Origin of the sequence: Pseudoalteromonas piscicida (genome assembly GCF_002208135.1) — a bacterium.
Taxonomy (GTDB): domain Bacteria; phylum Pseudomonadota; class Gammaproteobacteria; order Enterobacterales; family Alteromonadaceae; genus Pseudoalteromonas; species Pseudoalteromonas piscicida_A.
Window position 1 is genome coordinate 327,926 of the sequence record NZ_CP021646.1, and the last position, 22,075, is coordinate 350,000.

Here is a 22,075-nt window from a genome sequence, read left to right on the forward strand (position 1 = left end):
ATTATTTTAACTTCGAAATATCAAGCGCTTGCCAATGAGGGAAGTGCTTGCGAACTAACGCATTAAACTCAATCTCAAATTCACTAAACTGACTTGAGGACGCTGTTGTTGCTGCTTGAACCGTTTCCACCATACCGGCACCTATGGTTAGGTTAGATAGGCGATCAATTAAAATAAATGAGCCAGTTTCACGATTATTTAAATACTCATCCGCAACGACATTTTCTGTCAGCTCGATTGTCACAATAGCAATTTCATTTAATGACAATGAATCGGCTTGGCCGTGCTCAAGTGTATTCACATCGATAGTGTGCTCGATATTTTTCACGATTGCCGCGGTTTTCTTGCTGCCCAATTTAAGGTTATAACTTTTACCGAGTTGTAGTGGCGTTTCGTGCATCCATACTAGCTTAGCAGTGATCTGATTCGTCACTTGAGCAGCAGACTCAGCAGGCACAATCACATCACCACGACTCACATCGACCTCATCTGCTAGGGTGATAGTAAATGCTTGTCCGGTTTCCACTTGGGTTAGGTTGCCATCAAAAGTGACGAGTTCTTTAATGGTTGATGTTTTACCCGATGGCAATACTTTAACCGCTTGGCCAACGCTTAAACTACCAGAGGTTAATGTGCCTTGGAAACCTCGAAAGTCTAAGTTAGGACGCACCACATATTGCACAGGGAAACGCGCTTCAAAACCATGGTTAGGCTCTGCTGCAGGAGAATCTTCCAGCAGTTCCAGCAATGGTTTGTCTTGATAATAAGGCGTTTGCTCTGAGCGATTTACCACATTGTCGCCTTTAAGTGCTGACATTGGCACAAAACGAATATCTTTTACATTTAGCTGCTCAGCAAACTTCAAATAGTCGGCCTTAATACGCTCAAATACGGCCTCATCAAAGTCGACAATATCCATCTTGTTTATCGCGACAACGAACTGTTTGATACCCAGAGAATCACAGATAAAGCTATGGCGTTTAGTCTGAACTTGAACACCATAACGGGCATCGACAAGGATAATAGCCAAATCACTGGTCGATGCACCCGTAACCATGTTACGCGTATATTGCTCGTGTCCCGGCGTATCGGCAATAATAAACTTACGCTTCGCAGTTGAGAAATAACGGTAAGCCACATCAATGGTAATACCTTGCTCACGCTCTGCTTGTAAGCCGTCAACTAGTAGCGCCAAATCTAGATCTTCACCCGCATTACCGACTTTTTCATTGTCTTTATGTAGCGCCGCCAATTGGTCTTCATAGATTTGATGGCTATCGTGTAGCAAACGGCCGATCAGTGTTGATTTGCCGTCATCTACGCTGCCGCAGGTCATCATGCGCAACAAGCTCTTGTCTTGCTGACGCGCTAAATAGGTTTCAATGCCTAATTCTTTCACTTCATTGGCTGTTGACATTAGAAATACCCCTCGCGCTTTTTCTTCTCCATTGATCCTGATGAATCATGATCAATCACTCTTCCTTCACGTTCTGATGACGTAGATAACAACATTTCTTCGATAATTCCGGTAAGCGTATCGGCTTCCGATTCAACTGCACCCGTTAGTGGGTAACAGCCAAGTGTTCTGAAGCGTACAGATTTCATTTCAGGCACTTCACCTTCAGCAAGTGGCATGCGGTCGTCATCGACCATAATTAACGTTCCGTTACGCTCAACAACCGGTCTTGGCTTCGAGAGGTAAAGCGGCACTATCTCAATACCTTCTTGGTAGATGTATTGCCAAATATCGAGCTCTGTCCAGTTTGATAATGGGAAAACTCGAATACTTTCGCCAGGATTCACTTGACCGTTATACGTATTCCATAACTCCGGACGCTGGTTTTTAGGATCCCAACGATGGTGCTTGTCTCTAAATGAATAAACGCGCTCTTTTGCACGAGATTTTTCTTCATCACGGCGCGCACCACCAAAGGCAGCGTCAAAGCCATATTGATCTAGCGCTTGCTTAAGGCCTTGTGTTTTCATGATATCGGTATGCTTAGATGAACCATGAACAAATGGACTGATGTTCATCTCTAGCCCTTCAGGATTTTTGTGCACAAGCAATTCAAATCCATACTCTTTTGCTAATCTATCGCGAAACTCGATCATTTCTCTGAATTTCCAATTGGTATCAACGTGGAGTAGAGGAAAAGGGATCTTCGCAGGGTAGAAAGCCTTACGAGCAAGGTGAAGCAGTACCGACGAGTCTTTACCAATCGAATACAGCATTACCGGGTTTTCAAACTCTGCGGCAACCTCTCGGATGATCTTTATGCTCTCAGCTTCGAGTTGCTGGAGATGGGTTAAAGCCATGATTAATGTCCTAATTATAAATTTAACTATCTTGTACTTTAATTACGCGACTTGCGTAATGGGTTGAGCAAAGCTACTGATTTGATTGTTCTTATTAAACCAAGCTAGTTGCTCGTGTAATGCTGCCACTTCACCAATAATCAATAGTGCTGGCGATTGAATATCATGCGCAGTAATGGTCTGTGCAAGTTGATCTAATTGTGTTCTTACTACACGCTGAGATTTGCGCGTGCCATTTTCCACAATCGCTACCGGTGTGTTCGGTGCACGCCCATGAGCGAGTAATTGTGCTTGAATATGGGGTGACTTAATAACCCCCATGTACACGGCAAGCGTTTGATTTGCCTTAGCTAAGCCTTCCCAATCGAGTTCCTGTCCATCTTGCTTACAATGTCCAGTAACGAATTGAATAGCTTGGGCATGATCTCTATGGGTTAGTGGAATACCAGCGTACGCGCTACATCCTGCTGCAGCAGTAATGCCAGGAACAATTTGATATTTCACGTTATTTTCAACCAATACTTGTACTTCTTCGCCACCGCGACCGTAAATAAATGGGTCGCCGCCTTTTATTCTACAAACCTTTTTACCTTGCTTGGCTAAATCAACCAAAATCTGATTGGTGTGTTCTTGCTTAACACTATGATTACCGGCTTTTTTGCCCACACAGATTAAATCAGCGTCACGACGTACAAGATCCATGATTTCGTCAGATACCAGATAATCATACACTACCACATCGGCTTGCTGCATAAGTTGTAATGCCTTAAGCGTCAGTAGCTCTGGGTCGCCAGGGCCTGCACCGACGACATAAACCTCGCCTTCAGGTGAAGGAGTGCTTTCTAGCATGGCTTCAAGTTGAATTTGTGCATTTTCATTATTACCAGCTTGTACTTCACTTACCACATTTGAATCAAAGACGGATTCCCAAAATTGACGGCGGTCAGCAAAGTGTTTAAAGCGCGCTTTCACTTTATGTCTAAATTGACCGACAAGCGTTGCCAGCGGACCGATATGCTGTGGAATAAGGGTTTCTAACTTCTCTCGTAATCGCCTTGCAAGGACGGGGGCAGTTCCAGCACTGGATATGGCAATCGTAATAGGGTTTCTATCCACGATTGAAGGAAAAATAAAATTACACTTTGGTTGGTCGTCGACTACGTTAACGAAAAGGTTGCGAGCTTCAGCAAGCTCTGCCACCTCTGCATTTACGGCTTCAATATCCGTTGCCGCAACGACTAACATGGTATTGTCTAGGTCTGATACGTCAAATGGCTTATGTCGAAGTGCAACGCTTGAATCTGCTGCTAGCGATAAAAGCTCAGGGCAAAACTCAGGTGAAACTAAAGAGACTGCTGCGTTTGCTTTTAAAAAGGCGCGACACTTTCTCAGCGCAACCTCACCACCACCTACAATTAATACAGGTTTATTTTCTAGTTTGGTAAAAATTGGCAAGTATTGCACGATAACCTCTGCTAAACATCACGACAGTTGATATCAATATTGATTGATATCAGTAATAGAGCGCAGCATATAGAGTTGCAAATGTGGGAAAAAATAATTTAAACCGACTCTATATAACCAAAAGTTATAAAGAAAGTGGTTAAATCTTAGTTTCTTTTTATTTCATATGGTTAACTTAAGTTTTTGCTGTGATTTGACGATTATAGTGTTTGGTTATGAGATATTCATTTAGTGAACAATAGTAAAAACCGTGTCCGACAGGTAATTGCGTGCGGACATTTGTCCTATTGTTGGTGTTGCTGTATGCATTTAACTAGGGCCTGTTGACCTTTGCTGTTTGATTTTTGTTCTTCTGAGTGGGTTTTGGTCGCGGCGCTCGATTTGCCGCCTAGTAATCTAGGCAAAAGTGGAGCAACAATGAACAAAGCGCACTCAGGTGAACCCAAAGGGCAGCGCTTGATTAGCATTTCTACTGTGTTATCGCCTGACTCACATAGAACAACTATGCTACGCAGGCTCTGCCTTGTATAAATACCAATCAAGCTGCTGCAAAAACAAACTTGAAAGATAAACAGGCCCTAGGCTTATTACATAGAGTGAAAAGGAACACGGTAATGACTTTACAATCTGATGCTCGGTTGTCGCTGAGTTTAATGGATTTGACCTCTTTGAAAGAGGACGATACGTCGGCAAGTATTCTCGCGTTATTGAATAGCATTAACCCTGATATCGGACTACCTGCGGCTATTTGTGTGTATCCGCAATTTGTGACCTTAGTAAAAGAAGAACTAGAAAAGCGTGAGTGGTCGCAGATAAAAGTAGCCACGGTGACCAACTTCCCATCTGGAGAGCAAAAGCTCCAGCAAGTCCTTGCACAAACTCATTCTGCAATCGCGGATGGTGCCGACGAAATTGATCTTGTGCTTCCTTATCAGCAGCTGATGGCGGGTGACCCAGATACGCCTTGGCAATATGTGCATTCGAGTAGGCTTGCTTGTCAAGATAAAGCAAAGCTCAAAGTCATCATCGAAAGTGGTGTATTGGCCAAGCCAAAGCTCATTGCGGAAGCCGCACAGCTTGCCATTGTGGCTGGGGCGGACTTTGTTAAAACGAGTACAGGAAAGGTTGCTGTCAACGCAACGCCAGAAGCAGCAGAGGTTATCCTGAAGACAATCAAAAGCAGCGGTAAATCGGTTGGATTTAAAGCGGCCGGTGGAGTAAAGTCAGTCGTTGAAGCGCAGCGATATTTACGATTGGCTGAAGAAATTATGGGAGCCGAGTGGCTCAATGCCAAGAATTTTAGATTCGGTGCTTCAAGCCTATTGAGTGATGTAGCAGTGGTTGTGAATGGACAGAGCGAGTGAAGCAGAAAAAATAAAACTTGAGCATGATGCGGCCAAACTGTTTTTACGTAGTTATGAAAAGCAGTTTGCAGTGCATATGCGCCATATTTGGCACAATGAGCCCAATAAACCGGACGTCAGTTGTTATCAGGGAAAAACACAGCTTGATATAGAAATAGCCCATTTTTATGCCAGTGAGAAAGAAGCGATGGCTGTGCTTGGACGTCCGCTGTCTCTATCTATCCAAAGAGAGTTGGCGACAATGAGCCAAGCTGCTGACTCCGATCAGCTGAGTATAGGCTTGCAGCGGTTACTCAATCAAAAAGCCAAAAAACACTATGATTCACAACGTGTTTGGTTGTTAATTCGAAATGCCAGCCCCATTTATCATCTAGACGACTTTAAGCGCTTAAAAACGACTTGGGAGATCCCTGATTGTCACCCATTTGAGCAAGTTTGGGTGCTTTGTGATTTTTATCACGGAGATCTATTACGTCTTTTCTGATGGCTTCACAAAACCAAGTTTGGATTAAATGTTACTTTGCATATCTTTTACACTTGTTTTCGTTTGCTTCGTCAGTATAATGGGCATCCACTTTGCAGGGGCGTAGTTCCAATTGGTAGAACAGCGGTCTCCAAAACCGATGGTTGCGGGTTCGAGTCCTGCCGCCCCTGCCAATTCAGCAACAAGTCCACATTTAAAATAACGTGACCCAAAACCACTTAAGTCGCTTATTTGTAAATTTGGATTGAATGGATTTACCCTGTTCTATGCAGGGTTGTTGTGTCTGTATTTAAGGTAAAATTGATTATGAGCACTAATGTTGAAAACTCGTCAAGCTCGATGGACACGGTAAAGTGGCTAGCTGCTATTGCACTTCTAACTGGTGCCGTAGTTGGTAATTATCTATATGCCGATTTATCTGTTTTAGTACGCGCTGTTGGCGTAGTTGCAGCTATCGCTGCAGCTTTGGGCATTTTGGTAACGACTGAAAAAGGCCGTACCTTTATCGCTTTTGCTAAAGAATCACGAATTGAAGTACGTAAAGTTATCTGGCCAACGCGTCAGGAAGCGACTCACACTACTTTTATCGTGATCATTGCAACGGTGATTATGGCATTAATCCTATGGGGATTAGATGGTATACTTTTCCGTGCAGTAGGCTTTTTAACTGGATTGGAGATCTGATCCCATGTCGGATGAGAACAAAGAAAAGAAATTACGTTGGTACGTGATCCAAGCGTTTTCTGGTTTTGAAAAACGCGTAGCACAAACCATTATCGAGCATATTAAAATCGAAGGGTTGGAAGATCTATTCGGTGAGATCCTTGTGCCGACTGAAGAAGTGGTTGAAATGCGTGCAGGTCAGAAGCGTAAATCTGAGCGTAAATTCTTCCCTGGCTATGTATTAGTTCAAATGGTGATGGACGATGCGTCTTGGCACTTGGTGAATAGTACACCTCGTGTAATGGGCTTTGTTGGTGGTACGTCAGACCGTCCTGCACCAATCAGTCAAAAAGAAGCGGATCGTATTCTTAACCGTCTGCAAGAGAATGCTGAAGCACCGAAACCTGCTACTTTATTTGAGCCGGGTGAAGTGGTTCGTGTTACAGATGGTCCATTTGCTGACTTCAACGGTGTGGTTGAAGAAGTGGATTACGAAAAGAGTCGCCTGAAAGTATCGGTACTTATTTTCGGTCGTTCAACGCCTGTAGACCTAGAATTTGGTCAGGTTGAGAAAGACAAATAAATTCTAACTTGAAAAAGTTGTCAAAGGCCGCTGATTAATCTATAATCAGCGGCCTTTTTGTTGTACGCAAAAGTATGCGGCAAAAAGACTGAATTTTTTAACTGGGAAGCCGTTTGAGTACGCGTCCTCGCGCGCACGAGGCAAAGACCCACAATTGAGGTATTATCATGGCTAAGAAAGTTGAAGCTCTAATCAAGCTACAAGTTGCTGCTGGTATGGCTAACCCTAGTCCTCCAGTAGGTCCTGCACTAGGTCAACACGGTGTAAACATCATGGAATTCTGTAAAGCGTTCAACGCACGTACAGAGTCTATCGAAAAAGGCGCACCTGTTCCTGTTGTTATTTCTGTTTACAGTGACCGTTCTTTCACTTTTGAAATGAAGACTCCACCTGCGGCATACCTTCTTAAGAAGGCTGCTGGTATCAAGTCTGGTTCTGGTCGTCCTAACACTGAAAAAGTTGGTACAGTTACTCGTGCTCAACTTGAAGAGATCGTTGAGACGAAACGTCCAGATCTTACTGCTGCTGATATGGACGCAGCTGTACGCACGATTGCAGGTTCTGCACGTGCAATGGGCTTGAACGTAGAGGAGTAATTGAGAATGGCTAAATTAACTAAGCGTATGCGTACTATCCGCGAGAAAGTGGATGCGACTAAAGAGTACGAAATCAACGAAGCTGTTGCTCTTCTAAAAGAACTTGCTACTGCTAAGTTCGTTGAAAGTGTTGACGTTGCTGTAAACCTAGGTATCGATGCTCGTAAATCTGACCAAAACGTACGTGGTGCAACTGTACTACCTCACGGTACTGGTCGTGATGTACGCGTAGCGGTATTCACTCAAGGTGCAAATGCTGAAGCTGCTAAAGAAGCTGGTGCTGATTTAGTAGGTATGGAAGACCTTGCAGAGCAAGTTAAGAAAGGCGAAATGAACTTTGACGTTGTTGTTGCTTCTCCTGATGCAATGCGCGTTGTTGGTCAACTAGGTCAAATCCTAGGTCCACGTGGTCTTATGCCTAACCCTAAGACAGGTACTGTAACTCCTAACGTTGCAGAAGCTGTTAAGAACGCTAAAGCTGGTCAGGTTCGTTACCGTAACGATAAGAACGGTATCATCCACACTACTATCGGTAAAGTAGACTTTGACGCTAACCAACTTCAAGAAAACCTTGAAGCGCTAATCATCGCGCTTAAGAAGGCTAAGCCTTCTACTGCAAAAGGTACTTTCGTGAAGAAAGTAAGCATCTCTACTACGATGGGTGCTGGTGTTGCTTTAGACCAAGCTACTCTAAATACTCAAGTAGTATAATTTAGAGTTTAGCGTTTACATGGCGTAAAAATTAGACTATAATTTTGCGCCATTTTGTAGAGAAGTGTACTTCTTTACAAAGCAAAGAATTCGGGTTGAAGCGCATAATTTCGAAAATTGTTTCCATCATGGTCTACAATGAATCGATAAATTGCGCTTCCGTCCAAGACCGTAGGTGGCTTCGGCCTTAATCGTCCTACGTAGACGGTGTGAATCCCAGCTAGATTTTCCTAATCTTCTGGCTCTCGCCGTAAAAAGCATCTCTGCTAAAGTTTTTAGCAGGGTAGAGTAGAACTGAAAAACATGTTTGTTTTTCTATAAACCAGGAGTAACACCCATGGCTTTAAATCTTCAAGACAAAAAAGCAATTGTTGCTGAAGTCAACGAAGCTGCCAAAGGTGCTCTTTCAGCAGTTGTTGCTGATTCTCGTGGTGTAACAGTAGGTGCAATCACTGCTCTTCGTAAAGAAGCTCGTGAAGCTGGTGTATGGATGAAAGTTGTTCGTAACACCCTAGCTAGACGTGCGGTTGAAGGCACTGATTACGAATGCCTTAATGAATCACTAGTTGGTCCAAGCCTAATCGCTTTCTCTTCAGAGCACCCTGGTGCTGCTGCGCGTATCTTTGCAGATTTCGCGAAAAAGAACGAAGCATTTGAGCTTAAAACTGCTGCATTCGAAGGCAAAATCGTTGACGTAGATATGCTTGCTAAGCTACCTACTTACGACGAAGCTGTTGCACGCTTAATGAGCGCTATGAAAGAAGCGTCTGCTGGCAAATTGTGTAAAACAATTGAAGCGGTACGTGTACAGAAAGCTGAGCAAGCTGCTTAATCTAAGCAACGCTCCTTTCTTTAATAAATTTTTTGAACCGCATGGGTTCGTAAATAATTAGGAAATTTGAAATGTCTGTAACTAAAGACCAAATCCTTGACGCTATTGCTGAAATGTCAGTAATGGAAGTTGTTGAACTAGTTGAAGCTATGGAAGAGAAGTTCGGTGTAACTGCAGCTGCTGCTGTTGTTGCTGCTGGTCCTGCTGAAGCTGCTGAAGAAAAGACTGAGTTCGACGTAATCCTAGCTGCTGCTGGCGGTAACAAAGTTGCTGCAATCAAAGCGGTACGTGGCGCAACAGGTCTAGGCCTTAAAGAAGCTAAAGCGCTAGTTGAGTCTGCTCCTGCACCTATCAAAGAAGGTGTATCTAAGGAAGAAGCTGAAGCGCTTAAGAAAGATCTTGAAGAAGCTGGTGCTGAAGTTGAGATCAAGTAATCTAGCTCCCGCTAGGTTCGCTGCCTGAGAAATCAGGCAAGGGCTGGTGATTATTTAATCACCGGCCCTTTTGCGCTATAGAGATATGCATTTCTATCGTGCATAAATCTTCGAATTTCACTGTAATTTTCAATAACTTAGTAGTTTTTGTTGAAAATCGCAATGGCATTTGAAGTAACACTGATTTGATGACATTAACGATTTGAATATAGCACTGAATAGTGCTCATTTAAGCCGTTAGTTAAGCAAGTTAGTGTGACAATTTAGATGTTGTTATCATGGCTTAGATGCCAGTGAAGTCTGTTCAATTTTGAACAGGTTGGGTCAAAGATCAGCAAGCTGAGGAACCCCATGGCTTACTCTTATTCTGAAAAGAAACGTATCCGTAAGGATTTTGGTAAACGTCCACAGGTTTTGGACATACCTTTCCTACTGCAAATGCAGTTGGAATCGTTCGATAAGTTCATTGCGCCTGATGCCGATGGCGATACTGGATTGGAAGCTGCTTTCCGTTCTGTATTCCCTATCAAGAGCTATTCGGGCAACTCTGAACTTCAATACGTCAGTTATCGTATTGGCGAGCCAGTATTTGACGTTAAAGAATGTCAAATTCGCGGTGTGACATATTCTGCTCCACTTCGCGTTAAACTACGTCTTGTGCTAATGGACAAAGATGCACCTGGCACAGTCAAAGACATAAAAGAGCAAGAAGTTTACATGGGCGAAATCCCGCTCATGACAGACACCGGTACTTTTGTAATCAATGGTACTGAGCGTGTTATCGTTTCTCAGCTACACCGTTCACCTGGTGTATTCTTTGATAACGACCGTGGTAAATCACACTCATCTGGTAAAGTGTTATATAACGCACGTGTGATCCCTTACCGTGGTTCATGGCTTGACTTTGAATTCGACGTTAAAGATAACCTTTACGTTCGTATTGACCGTCGCCGTAAACTACCAGCATCTATCATCTTACGTGCACTAGAGTTCACTTCAGAAGAAATCTTGGCACTATTCTTTGAAACGACAAGTTTCGAAGTAAAAGATGGCAAAGTGTTGATGGAACTTGTGCCTTCACGCCTACGTGGTGAAACCGCTGCATTTGATATTAAAGATGCAAACGGTGACGTATTGGTTGAAAAAGGCCGTCGTATTACTGCACGCCACATTAAGAGCATCGAAAAGCAAGGCATCGACACGCTTGAAGTACCGCATGAGTACATCATCGGCCGTGTTGTTGCTAAAAACTATATCGACGAATCAACAGGCGAAGTGATCGCAGAAGCGAATGCAGAGCTGTCACTAGAACTAATGGCTGAATTGGTGAAAGCGGGTCACTCGAAGATCGATACGCTTTACATCAACGAAGTAGACAGCGGTGCGTACATGTCAGAGACATTACGTGTTGATTCTACTAACAATCGCCTAGAAGCATTGGTAGAAATCTATCGCATGATGCGCCCTGGTGAGCCACCAACAAAAGAAGCTGCAGAAGCGTTATTTGATAACCTATTCTTCTCTGAAGAACGTTACGACCTTTCAACGGTTGGTCGTATGAAGTTCAATAGCCGTGTTGGTTATGATTCAGACGAAGGTAACGGTACGTTATCTAAAGAAGATATCGTGAGCGTGATGAAGGTATTGATCGACATCCGTAACGGTAAAGGCGATGTTGATGACATCGACCACTTAGGTAACCGTCGTATCCGTTCTGTAGGTGAAATGGCTGAAAACCAATTCCGTGTAGGTCTTGTACGTGTTGAGCGTGCGGTACGTGAGCGTCTAAGTCTTGGTGACCTAGATAACGTTATGCCACAGGATTTGATCAACGCTAAGCCAATCTCTGCAGCAGTAAAAGAATTCTTTGGTTCTTCACAGCTTTCACAGTTTATGGACCAGAACAACCCGCTTTCGGAAGTAACGCACAAGCGTCGTATTTCTGCATTAGGTCCGGGTGGTCTAACTCGTGAGCGTGCTGGCTTCGAAGTACGTGACGTACACGTAACGCACTACGGTCGTGTTTGTCCTATCGAAACGCCTGAAGGTCCAAACATCGGTCTAATCAACTCGCTATCTACTTACGCGCGTACAAACGACTATGGTTTCTTAGAGACTCCATACCGCAAAGTAGTAGACGGTATCGTTACTGACGATGTTGATTACCTATCAGCAATTGAAGAAGGTCAGTTCGTTATCGCACAGGCGAATACAACGCTAACTGATGACAACCAATTTGCTGAAGAATTGATTCCATGTCGTTTTAAAGGTGAATCAACCTTTATGCCAAGCGACAGCATCCAGTATATGGACGTATCTCCACAGCAGGTAATCTCTGTGGCGGCGGCGCTTATCCCATTCCTAGAACACGATGACGCGAACCGCGCATTGATGGGATCGAACATGCAACGTCAAGCTGTACCTACACTACGTGCTGATAAGCCGTTAGTTGGTACTGGTATTGAGCGTACACTAGCGAAAGACTCTGGTGTAACAATCGTTGCTAAGCGTGGCGGTATCGTTAAGTATGCTGATGCAAGCCGTATTGTTGTTAACGTTAATGAAGATGAGCGCATCCAAGGTGAAGCGGGCATCGACATCTATAACTTAACTAAGTACACACGTTCAAACCAAAACACGTGTATCAACCAGAAACCAACTTGTATGGTTGGTGAGCCGGTGGTACGTGGTGACGTGCTTGCTGATGGTCCTTCAACAGACCTAGGTGACTTAGCTCTTGGTCAGAACCTACGCGTAGCGTTCATGCCTTGGAATGGTTACAACTTCGAGGATTCAATCCTACTTTCAGAGAATGTTGTAAAAGAAGATCGTCTAACGACTATCCACATTCAAGAGCTTCAGTGTATTGCTCGTGATACTAAGCTTGGTCCAGAAGAAATCACTGCGGATATTCCAAACGTAGGTGAGTCTGCACTAGGTAAGCTTGACGAATCAGGCGTTGTATATATCGGTGCTGAAGTGAAAGGCGGTGACATCCTTGTAGGTAAAGTAACGCCTAAAGGTGAAACGCAGCTAACACCTGAAGAAAAGCTACTACGCGCTATCTTCGGTGAAAAAGCGTCTGACGTTAAAGACAGCTCACTACGTGTACCAAACTCTGTATCTGGTACGGTTATCGACGTACAAGTGTTTACGCGTGATGGTGTTGAAAAAGACAAACGTGCACTTGAAGTTGAAGATATGCAGCTTCGCGAAGCGAAGAAAGACTTCAACGAAGAGTTCAGAATCCTTGAAGGCGGTATCCTGACTCACGCTCGTAACTTACTGATTAAATCAGGTATGAGTGAAGAGCAGCTTGCTGGCTTTAACACTGAGAAGCTACTAACACAAAGTCTTGCTGATGAAGAGCATCAAGCAGAGCTTGAGCAACTAGCTGCACAGTATGACGAGCTTAAAGCTGACTACGATAAGCGTTTCGAAAACAAGCGTCGTAAGATCACTCAAGGTGATGACCTAGCACCTGGCGTACTTAAGATTGTTAAAGTATACCTAGCTGTTAAACGTCGTATCCAACCTGGTGATAAGATGGCGGGTCGTCACGGTAACAAGGGTGTAATCTCAACTATCGTTCCTGTTGAAGACATGCCTTACGATGATAAAGGTCGTACTGTAGATATCGTACTTAACCCGCTGGGTGTACCATCACGTATGAACATCGGTCAGATCCTAGAAACTCACATGGGTCTAGCTGCTCGTGGTATCGGTGAACGTCTTGAAGAAATGATGAAAGAGCAACGTGAAATTCACGAGCTACGCGAATTCATCAAGAAAGCTTACGAAATCGGTGACTGCCGTCAGAAAGTAGATATTGCTAACTTCTCTGATGATGAAATCCGTCGCTTGGCAGATAACCTTAAAGGTGGTCTTCCAATCGCAACACCAGCATTTGATGGTGCACGTGAAGCTGAAATCAAAGACATGCTAGAGCTTGGTGGTTATCCAAGAAGTGGTCAGGTAACGTTATATGATGGTCGTACTGGTGATGCATTTGAGCGTCAAGTAACAGTAGGCTACATGTACATGCTGAAACTGAACCACCTTGTTGATGACAAGATGCACGCGCGTTCAACAGGTTCTTACAGCCTAGTTACTCAGCAGCCGCTGGGTGGTAAGGCACAGTTCGGTGGTCAGCGTTTCGGTGAGATGGAGGTATGGGCACTAGAAGCATACGGTGCTGCCTACACGCTACAAGAAATGTTGACAGTGAAGTCGGATGACGTTAACGGTCGTACTAAGATGTATAAGAACATCGTAGACGGTAACCACAAGATGGAACCGGGTATGCCTGAGTCGTTCAACGTACTGTTGAAAGAAATCCGCTCGCTAGGTATCAACATCGAGTTGGAAGAAATTTAATCCGACCGCCGCAGTGCGCTGCGGCGTTGCATAACTGCAACCGGACTGAAAAGAATGTAGGGGCAAGCAAGGCTTGCCCTCAAGATTAACCTCCGACAGGAGAGCTAAGGTGAAAGACTTACTTAAGTTTCTGAAGCAACAAAATAAGACCGAAGAATTCGATGCAATTCGCATTGGTCTTGCTTCGCCAGACATGGTGCGTTCATGGTCTTACGGTGAAGTAAAGAAACCTGAGACAATCAACTACCGTACTTTCAAGCCTGAGCGTGATGGCTTATTCTGTGCCCGTATCTTCGGCCCAGTAAAAGATTACGAGTGTTTGTGTGGTAAATACAAGCGCTTGAAGCACCGTGGTGTTATCTGTGAAAAGTGTGGCGTTGAAGTAACGCTAACAAAAGTACGTCGTGACCGTATGGGTCACATCGAGCTGGCTAGCCCAGTTGCGCATATTTGGTTCTTGAAATCACTTCCGTCACGTATCGGCCTAATGCTAGATATGACGCTTCGTGATATCGAGCGCGTACTTTATTTCGAATCATTCGTGGTAACTGAGCCAGGTATGACTACGCTTGAGCGCGGTCAACTACTAGGTGAAGAAGAATACCTAGATGCACTTGAAGAGCACGGTGATGAGTTTGAAGCGAAGATGGGTGCAGAAGCTGTACTTGATCTACTTCGTGACCTAGACCTTGGTCAGTTAATCGCTGAAATGCGTGAAGAGTTGCCAACAATCAACTCTGAAACTAAGCGTAAGAAAATCACTAAGCGTCTTAAACTAATGGAAGCGTTCCACCAATCAGGTAACAACCCTGAGTGGATGGTTATGAGCGTGCTACCGGTTCTTCCACCAGATCTACGTCCGCTAGTACCACTAGACGGCGGTCGTTTTGCGACTTCAGATCTGAACGACCTTTACCGTCGTGTGATCAACCGTAACAACCGTTTGAAGCGTCTTTTAGACCTAGCTGCACCAGACATCATCGTACGTAACGAAAAGCGTATGCTTCAAGAAGCGGTTGATGCGCTACTTGATAATGGTCGTCGTGGCCGTGCAATTACAGGTTCTAACAAGCGTCCACTGAAGTCGCTTGCTGACATGATCAAAGGTAAGCAAGGTCGTTTCCGTCAAAACCTTCTAGGTAAGCGTGTTGACTACTCAGGCCGTTCTGTTATCACCGTTGGTCCTACACTGAAACTACATCAGTGTGGTCTACCTAAGAAGATGGCACTTGAGCTATTCAAGCCATTTATCTACGGTAAACTAGAGCGCCGTGGTATGGCGACAACCATCAAAGCTGCGAAGAAGATGGTTGAGCGTGAAGTACCAGAGGTTTGGGACGTACTAGACGAAGTTATCCGTGAGCACCCGGTTTTACTTAACCGTGCGCCAACACTTCACCGTCTAGGTATCCAAGCATTCGAACCTGTACTTATCGAAGGTAAAGCGATTCACCTGCACCCGCTAGTGTGTGCGGCGTATAACGCTGACTTCGATGGTGACCAAATGGCTGTTCACGTACCACTGACGCTTGAAGCGCAGTTGGAAGCGCGTGCATTAATGATGTCTACCAACAACATCCTAGCACCAGCTAACGGTGAACCAATCATCGTTCCTTCACAGGACGTTGTACTAGGTCTTTACTACATGACTCGCGATCGTATCAACGGTAAAGGTGAAGGCACTGTATTTAAAGATGCTAAAGAAGCTGAAAAAGCATACCGTGTAGGTGCTGCTGAGCTTCACGCTCGTGTTAAAGTGCGTATCACAGAAGTGACTATCGACGAAGAAACACGTGAGCGCGGCACTTTAACTCACCTAGTAGATACGACAGTAGGTCGTGCAATCCTTTCATTGAATATCCCTGAAGGCTTGCCGTTTGAACTGATCAACAAACCACTAGGCAAGAAACAAATTTCTGGTCTTCTTAACGAGTGTTACCGTCGTCTAGGTCTTAAAGATACAGTTATCTTTGCTGACCAAGTGATGTATACCGGTTTCCACTACGCGATGAAGTCAGGTGTTTCTATCGGTATCAATGACATGGTAATCCCACCAACTAAAGGTGAGATCATCGATCGTGCGGAAGCTGAAGTTGCAGAAATCAACCAACAGTTCCAATCAGGTCTTGTAACTGCCGGTGAGAAATACAACAAAGTTATCGATATCTGGTCACGTGTAAACGAAAACCTTTCTCGCGAGATGATGGCTAACCTTTCAAAAGAAACGGTTATCAACGCTGAAGGCAACGAAGAAGAGCAACCGTCATTTAACTCAGTGTTTATGATGGCAGACTCAGGCGCTCGTGGTAGTGCTGCTCAGATCCGTCAGCTAGCGGGTATGCGTGGTCTAATGGCACGTCCAGATGGTTCAATCATCGAAACGCCAATTACAGCGAACTTCCGTGAAGGTCTAAACGTACTACAGTACTTTATCTCGACGCACGGTGCGCGTAAGGGTCTAGCGGATACGGCACTTAAGACAGCGAACTCGGGTTACCTAACTCGTCGTCTAGTAGACGTAGCACAAGATTTGGTTATCAATGAATCAGACTGTGGTACTGAAGAAGGCCTAGTAATGAAGCCGCTAATTGAAGGTGGTGACGTTGTAGAGCCGCTTCGTGAGCGTGTGCTAGGTCGTGTTGTTGCTGAAGACGTGGTTAAGCCAGGTACAACAGAGGTACTGGTTGAACGTAACGTAATGATTGACGAAAAACTGTGTGACCTTCTAGAAGAGCACTCAGTAGACGAAGTTAAAGTACGTTCTGTAATCACCTGTCAAAACGACTTTGGTGTGTGTGCACACTGTTATGGTCGTGACTTGGCACGTGGCCACATCATCAACCCTGGTGAAGCAGTTGGTGTAATCGCGGCACAGTCAATCGGTGAGCCGGGTACACAGCTTACGATGCGTACATTCCACATCGGTGGTGCGGCATCACGAGCTTCTGCAGAGAACAGTGTTCAAGTTAAGAACAATGGTAATCTGAAGCTTCACAATGCGAAGTTTGTAATCAATGCTGATGGCAAAATCGTTATCACGTCTCGTTCAACTGAGATCACGATAATCGATGAGCACGGTCGTGAGAAAGAGCGTTATAAAGTTCCTTACGGTGCAGTATTAACTGTACAAGATGGTGCTGACGTTAAAGGCAACGACATTGTTGCTACTTGGGACCCGCACAGCCACCCAATCATCATTGAACATGAGTCAAAAGTATCGTTCAGCGATATTGATGATTCAAACACTGAAGCACAGACTGATGAATTAACTGGTCTAACACGTGTGGTTGTTAAGGATCTTGCGAAAGTAAACGCGAAAGAGCCTAAACTAATCATTGAGAACGAAGAACGTGGTCTTCAAGAGATCCGTCTACCTTCATTCACAACGATTGAAATCACAGATGGTGCAACAGTACTACCTGGTTCGGTATTGGCTCGTATTCCACAAGAAGGTTCGAAGACTCGTGACATCACGGGTGGTCTACCTCGAGTTGCTGACCTATTCGAAGCGCGTAAGCCAAAAGATCCTGCAATTCTTGCAGAAATCACAGGTACCGTTAGCTTCGGTAAAGAGACGAAAGGTAAGAAACGTCTTGTGATCACACCGGAAGAGGGTGATGCATACGAAGAGATGATCCCGAAATGGCGTCAGCTTAACGTGTTCGAAGGTGAGCAAGTGGCTAAAGGTGAAGTAATCGCCGATGGTCCAGAGTCTCCGCACGACATCCTACGTCTACGTGGTGTTACTGATGTATCTAACTACATCACTAACGAAGTACAAGAAGTATACCGCCTACAGGGCGTAAAGATTAACGATAAGCACATTGAGACTATCGTTCGTCAGATGCTTCGTAAGTGTATCATCCTTGATGGTGGTGACAGTGAGTTCCTAGTAGGCGAGCAAGCTGAAGTTGCACGTGTAAACATCGCTAACCGTGAACTAGAAATGCAAGGTAAGATCCCAGCTAAGTTTGAAATCCAACTAATGGGTATTACTAAAGCGTCACTTGCGACTGAATCGTTTATTTCTGCGGCATCGTTCCAGGAAACAACACGTGTTCTAACCGAAGCTGCGGTTAACGGTAAGAGCGATGAGCTACGTGGTCTGAAAGAAAACGTAATCGTGGGTCGTTTGATCCCTGCGGGTACAGGTTTCGCATACCATGAAGAGCGCATCAACCGTCGTAAGCAAGGTGAAGCAGCTGTTGAAGAGCAAACAGTAAGTGCTGAAGAGGCAACTCAAGCGCTAACAGACGCACTAAACGCTGATTTACTAGGTGGCAACGAATAAGCCTCGCCATTTAGCGAATTAATTGAAAAACCGCTGTGTGAATACAGCGGTTTTTTTATGCCTTTTCAACTCGCTGGTCGAATTGCCATCAAAGCGTCACATCAATATGTATACTGCAACAAAGGTTTTTCAATGCAATCGTCAACTTTTGTTAACTTTCAATAGCTTCGCAGACAAAACCATCTGAATTGCATGCATTTACTTAGCGCTGATGACGACTTTTGGTTGACAGGTTAAACTTTGGTCATTAAAATTCGGCCACCCATTTTAGTCGTTCAAGAAAATTGGATTTGACCTAAATGGTAAGATTTTATTTTTCAGTAGTAATTTATTAATTCAGGAGCTATTTAATGGCAACTATTAACCAGCTAGTGCGTAAGCCACGTCGTAGCAAGGTTACAAAGAGCAACTCAGCTGCTCTTAAAGCTTGTCCACAAAAGCGTGGTGTATGTACTCGTGTATATACAACAACACCTAAGAAACCAAACTCTGCATTACGTAAAGTAGCGCGTGTACGTTTAACTAACGGTTTCGAAGTAACTTCATACATTGGTGGTGAAGGTCACAACCTACAAGAGCACAGTGTAATCCTAATCCGTGGTGGTCGTGTTAAAGACTTACCAGGTGTGCGTTTCCACACTGTTCGTGGTGCACTTGACTGTGCAGGCGTAAACGACCGTAGACAGGCTCGTTCTAAGTACGGTGCAAAACGTCCTAAGGGCTAATGGTTCTCCGTTAGTAAGGCCAAGCACTTAAGTTTTAAATTTTTATATATTGTTTTGGGAATCCGTGTTTAGCACGGACCTGAAGATACCGGAGAAAGAAAATGCCTAGAAGACGCGTAATAGGTCAACGTAAAATTCTTCCAGATCCGAAGTTCGGATCAGAGCTTCTTGCTAAATTCGTTAACGTAGTAATGCTTGACGGCAAGAAATCTACTGCTGAAAAAATCGTATATGGTGCGCTAGACGTGGCTGCTGAAAAATCAGGCAAGTCGCACCTAGAAATCTTTGAATCTGCACTTGATAACGTTCGCCCACAGGTAGAGGTTAAATCTCGCCGTGTTGGTGGTTCAACGTACCAAGTACCAGTTGAAGTACGTCCAGTGCGTCGTAACGCACTAGGTATGCGTTGGTTGGTTGAAGCTGCACGTAAGCGTGGCGAAAAATCAATGGGTCTTCGTCTTGCTCAAGAGATGATCGACGCTGCTGAAAACAAAGGCACTGCGGTTAAGAAACGTGAAGACGTTCACCGTATGGCTGAAGCGAACAAAGCATTCGCTCACTACCGTTGGTAATCTGCTAACACCCTTTAAGAGGATATTATGGCACGGACAACTCCGATTGAGCGCTACCGTAACATTGGTATATGTGCTCACGTAGATGCGGGTAAAACAACTACGACCGAGCGCGTACTTTTCTATACTGGTCTTTCTCATAAGATTGGTGAGGTACACGATGGTGCCGCAACTATGGACTGGATGGAGCAGGAGCAAGAGCGTGGTATCACGATCACTTCTGCTGCAACGACGTGTTTCTGGAAAGGGATGGATGCTCAGTTTGATGAGCATCGTGTAAACATCATCGATACTCCAGGACACGTAGATTTTACTATCGAAGTAGAGCGTTCATTGCGCGTACTTGATGGTGCTGTTGTTGTGTTATGTGCTTCATCAGGTGTGCAACCGCAAACTGAGACCGTTTGGCGTCAGGCAAACAAATACGAAGTACCACGTATGATTTTCGTCAATAAGATGGATCGTACTGGTGCAAACTTCTTGTCTGTTGTTGAACAAGTTAAAAAACGTCTCGGTGCTACACCTGTGCCTATTCAGCTACCAATTGGTGCTGAAGATGAATTTAAAGGTGTTATTGACCTTATCAAGATGAAAGCGATTAACTGGAATGAAGAAGACCAGGGTATGACTTTCAACTATGAAGAGGTCCCTGCAGATCTTCTCGAGCTTGCTGAAGAATGGCGTTCTCATCTAATTGAGAGCGCTGCAGAAGCTTCTGAAGAGCTAATGGAAAAATATCTTGAAGATGGTGAGTTGAGCGAAGAAGAGATTAAATCAGCCCTTCGCCAACGCACATTGGCCAATGAAATTGTGCCAATGACGACAGGTAGTGCATTCAAGAACAAAGGTGTTCAGGCTGTGCTTGACGCTGTGATTGAATTCATGCCTTCGCCTACTGAAGTAAAAGCTATCCAAGGTGTCTTAGAAGACGAAACCGAAGATACGCGTGAAGCTGACGATAATGCACCGTTTGCGGCGCTTGCATTTAAGATCGCAACCGATCCATTCGTTGGCACACTTACTTTCTTCCGAGTTTACTCTGGTAAAGTTAGCCAAGGTGATTCGGTACTAAATCCTGTTAAAGGTAAAAAAGAGCGTTTTGGACGTATTGTTCAAATGCACTCTAACTCACGTGAAGAGATTAAAGAAGTTCATGCGGGTGACATCGCGGCTGCTATCGGCCTAAAAGATGTAACTACTGGTGATACACTTTGTGCTCAAGATGCCCCAATTACGTTAGAACGTATGGAGTTCCCTGAGCCTGTAATCTCAGTCGCAGTAGAACCTAAAACAGTAGCTGACCAAGAAAAAATGGGCGTTGCGCTTGGTAAACTTGCAGCAGAAGATCCTTCATTCCGTGTAGAAACGGACGAAGAATCAGGTCAGACGATTATCTCTGGTATGGGTGAACTTCACTTAGATATCATTGTCGATCGTATGAAGCGTGAGTTTAACGTTGTCTGTAACGTTGGTAAGCCTCAGGTTGCATACCGCGAAACTATCCGAGCTTCTGTTGAAGCTGAAGGTAAGTTTGTGCGTCAATCTGGTGGTCGTGGTCAATATGGTCACGTTTGGTTGAAGCTAGAACCAATGGATGTCTCTGATGATGATGCGCCAATATACGAATTCGTTAACGAAATCGTAGGTGGTACAGTACCAAAAGAGTATATCCCAGCGGTTGATAAAGGTATTCAAGAGCAGATGAAGCAAGGTGTTCTTGCCGGTTATCCGCTATTGGGTGTTAAAGCTACCCTGTTTGATGGCTCGTTCCACGATGTTGACTCAAACGAGATGGCGTTTAAGATCGCAGGTTCGATGGGCTTTAGAAAGGGCGCGCTAGAAGCAAGTCCAGTTCTACTTGAGCCGGTCATGAAAGTAGAAGTAATCACCCCTGAAGAAAACATGGGTGATGTAGTAGGCGACTTAAATCGTCGTCGTGGCATAATTGAAGGCATGGAAGAAGCGTTTGGTGGCTCGAAGCAAATTAATGCTCAGGTTCCGCTTTCTGAAATGTTTGGTTATGCAACAGACTTACGCTCCGCTACACAAGGGCGCGCATCGTACTCTATGGAATTCCTAAAGTATGCTGAAGCGGCTAAAAACGTAGCTGATGCAATAATTGCAGCTCGCGCTGTTAAGTAATTTTAGTTCGGTCCGGTCTTAGGGCTGGACTTTAATTTCTTTATAGGAAATTTGAAAATGGCAAAAGAAAAGTTTGAACGCGTAAAACCGCACGTAAACGTTGGTACTATCGGCCACGTTGACCACGGTAAAACTACACTAACTGCAGCAATCACTAACGTACTTGCAAAAGTATACGGTGGTACAGCAAAAGACTTCGCATCAATCGATAACGCTCCAGAAGAGCGTGAGCGTGGTATCACAATCTCAACTTCACACGTTGAGTATGACACACCAACTCGTCACTATGCACACGTAGACTGTCCAGGACACGCTGACTATGTTAAAAACATGATCACTGGTGCTGCACAGATGGACGGCGCGATCCTAGTAGTTGCTGCTACTGACGGTCCTATGCCTCAAACACGTGAGCACATCCTACTTTCTCGTCAGGTTGGTGTACCTTACATCATCGTATTCATGAACAAATGTGACATGGTTGACGACGAAGAGCTACTAGAGCTAGTAGAGATGGAAGTTCG

The 22,075-nt window shown here is 44.5% G+C and carries 18 protein-coding genes and 1 tRNA gene (1 of these 19 only partly in view); 15 read left to right on the top strand and 4 right to left on the bottom strand.

Annotated elements, in window-relative coordinates; genetic code table 11:
• Position 1: 1 nt before the first annotated feature.
• The 4 genes from cysN to B1L02_RS25070 form a co-directional block, all read right to left on the bottom strand.
• Positions 2-1,417 (bottom strand): sulfate adenylyltransferase subunit CysN, encoded by a 1,416-nt coding sequence (cysN, locus tag B1L02_RS01540; RefSeq protein ID WP_088529666.1) that lies wholly within the window; start codon positions 1,415-1,417, stop codon positions 2-4.
• Positions 1,417-2,316, bottom strand: coding sequence for a sulfate adenylyltransferase subunit CysD (cysD, locus tag B1L02_RS01545; protein WP_010376235.1), 900 nt, complete (start codon positions 2,314-2,316; stop codon positions 1,417-1,419). The genes cysN and cysD overlap by 1 nt, the downstream gene beginning before the upstream one ends.
• A gap of 42 nt (positions 2,317-2,358) precedes the next feature.
• Positions 2,359-3,780 (bottom strand): siroheme synthase CysG, encoded by a 1,422-nt coding sequence (gene cysG / locus B1L02_RS01550; protein ID WP_088529667.1) that lies wholly within the window; start codon positions 3,778-3,780, stop codon positions 2,359-2,361.
• Between the two features lie 284 nt (positions 3,781-4,064).
• Positions 4,065-4,247, bottom strand: a complete 183-nt coding sequence (locus tag B1L02_RS25070; protein WP_088529668.1) for a hypothetical protein — start codon at positions 4,245-4,247, stop codon at positions 4,065-4,067.
• 147 nt (positions 4,248-4,394) lie between these two features.
• On the opposite strand from B1L02_RS25070, the gene deoC reads away from it, so the two are divergent.
• From deoC to tuf, 15 genes are all read left to right on the top strand, one after another.
• The gene (deoC, locus tag B1L02_RS01560; RefSeq protein ID WP_088529669.1) at positions 4,395-5,144 is read left to right on the top strand and encodes a deoxyribose-phosphate aldolase; all 750 of its coding nucleotides are present in this window, start codon (positions 4,395-4,397) and stop codon (positions 5,142-5,144) included.
• The gene (locus B1L02_RS01565) at positions 5,128-5,628 is read left to right on the top strand and encodes a hypothetical protein (protein WP_088529670.1); all 501 of its coding nucleotides are present in this window, start codon (positions 5,128-5,130) and stop codon (positions 5,626-5,628) included. The genes deoC and B1L02_RS01565 overlap by 17 nt, the downstream gene beginning before the upstream one ends.
• Positions 5,629-5,724: 96 nt before the next feature.
• Positions 5,725-5,801 (top strand) — tRNA-Trp (locus B1L02_RS01570).
• A gap of 133 nt (positions 5,802-5,934) precedes the next feature.
• A complete protein-coding gene (secE, locus tag B1L02_RS01575; protein ID WP_010376231.1) occupies positions 5,935-6,312 on the top strand; it encodes a preprotein translocase subunit SecE in 378 nt (125 codons plus the stop codon).
• A gap of 4 nt (positions 6,313-6,316) precedes the next feature.
• A complete protein-coding gene (gene nusG / locus B1L02_RS01580) occupies positions 6,317-6,874 on the top strand; it encodes a transcription termination/antitermination protein NusG (RefSeq protein ID WP_010376230.1) in 558 nt (185 codons plus the stop codon).
• A 167-nt stretch (positions 6,875-7,041) separates the two neighbouring features.
• A complete protein-coding gene (gene rplK / locus B1L02_RS01585; RefSeq protein ID WP_010376229.1) occupies positions 7,042-7,470 on the top strand; it encodes a 50S ribosomal protein L11 in 429 nt (142 codons plus the stop codon).
• Positions 7,471-7,476: 6 nt separating this feature from the next.
• Positions 7,477-8,181, top strand: coding sequence for a 50S ribosomal protein L1 (gene rplA, locus B1L02_RS01590; RefSeq protein ID WP_010376228.1), 705 nt, complete (start codon positions 7,477-7,479; stop codon positions 8,179-8,181).
• A gap of 337 nt (positions 8,182-8,518) precedes the next feature.
• Positions 8,519-9,013 (top strand): 50S ribosomal protein L10, encoded by a 495-nt coding sequence (gene rplJ / locus B1L02_RS01595; protein WP_010376227.1) that lies wholly within the window; start codon positions 8,519-8,521, stop codon positions 9,011-9,013.
• Positions 9,014-9,084: 71 nt separating this feature from the next.
• Complete coding sequence (gene rplL, locus B1L02_RS01600) at positions 9,085-9,447, top strand: 50S ribosomal protein L7/L12 (protein ID WP_070982798.1); 363 nt, start codon at positions 9,085-9,087, stop codon at positions 9,445-9,447.
• 351 nt (positions 9,448-9,798) lie between these two features.
• Complete coding sequence (rpoB, locus tag B1L02_RS01605) at positions 9,799-13,824, top strand: DNA-directed RNA polymerase subunit beta (protein WP_088529671.1); 4,026 nt, start codon at positions 9,799-9,801, stop codon at positions 13,822-13,824.
• 109 nt (positions 13,825-13,933) lie between these two features.
• The gene (rpoC, locus tag B1L02_RS01610) at positions 13,934-18,115 is read left to right on the top strand and encodes a DNA-directed RNA polymerase subunit beta' (protein WP_039494556.1); all 4,182 of its coding nucleotides are present in this window, start codon (positions 13,934-13,936) and stop codon (positions 18,113-18,115) included.
• 350 nt (positions 18,116-18,465) lie between these two features.
• Positions 18,466-18,840, top strand: coding sequence for a 30S ribosomal protein S12 (gene rpsL / locus B1L02_RS01615; RefSeq protein WP_010367657.1), 375 nt, complete (start codon positions 18,466-18,468; stop codon positions 18,838-18,840).
• 101 nt (positions 18,841-18,941) lie between these two features.
• Positions 18,942-19,412, top strand: coding sequence for a 30S ribosomal protein S7 (gene rpsG / locus B1L02_RS01620; RefSeq protein WP_010376219.1), 471 nt, complete (start codon positions 18,942-18,944; stop codon positions 19,410-19,412).
• A 27-nt stretch (positions 19,413-19,439) separates the two neighbouring features.
• The gene (gene fusA, locus B1L02_RS01625) at positions 19,440-21,554 is read left to right on the top strand and encodes an elongation factor G (RefSeq protein ID WP_010607821.1); all 2,115 of its coding nucleotides are present in this window, start codon (positions 19,440-19,442) and stop codon (positions 21,552-21,554) included.
• 57 nt (positions 21,555-21,611) lie between these two features.
• On the top strand, positions 21,612-22,075 hold the start of the coding sequence (gene tuf / locus B1L02_RS01630; protein ID WP_039494551.1) for an elongation factor Tu. It continues 721 nt past the right edge of the window; only the first 464 of its 1,185 coding nucleotides appear in the window; the start codon lies at positions 21,612-21,614; the stop codon falls past the right edge of the window.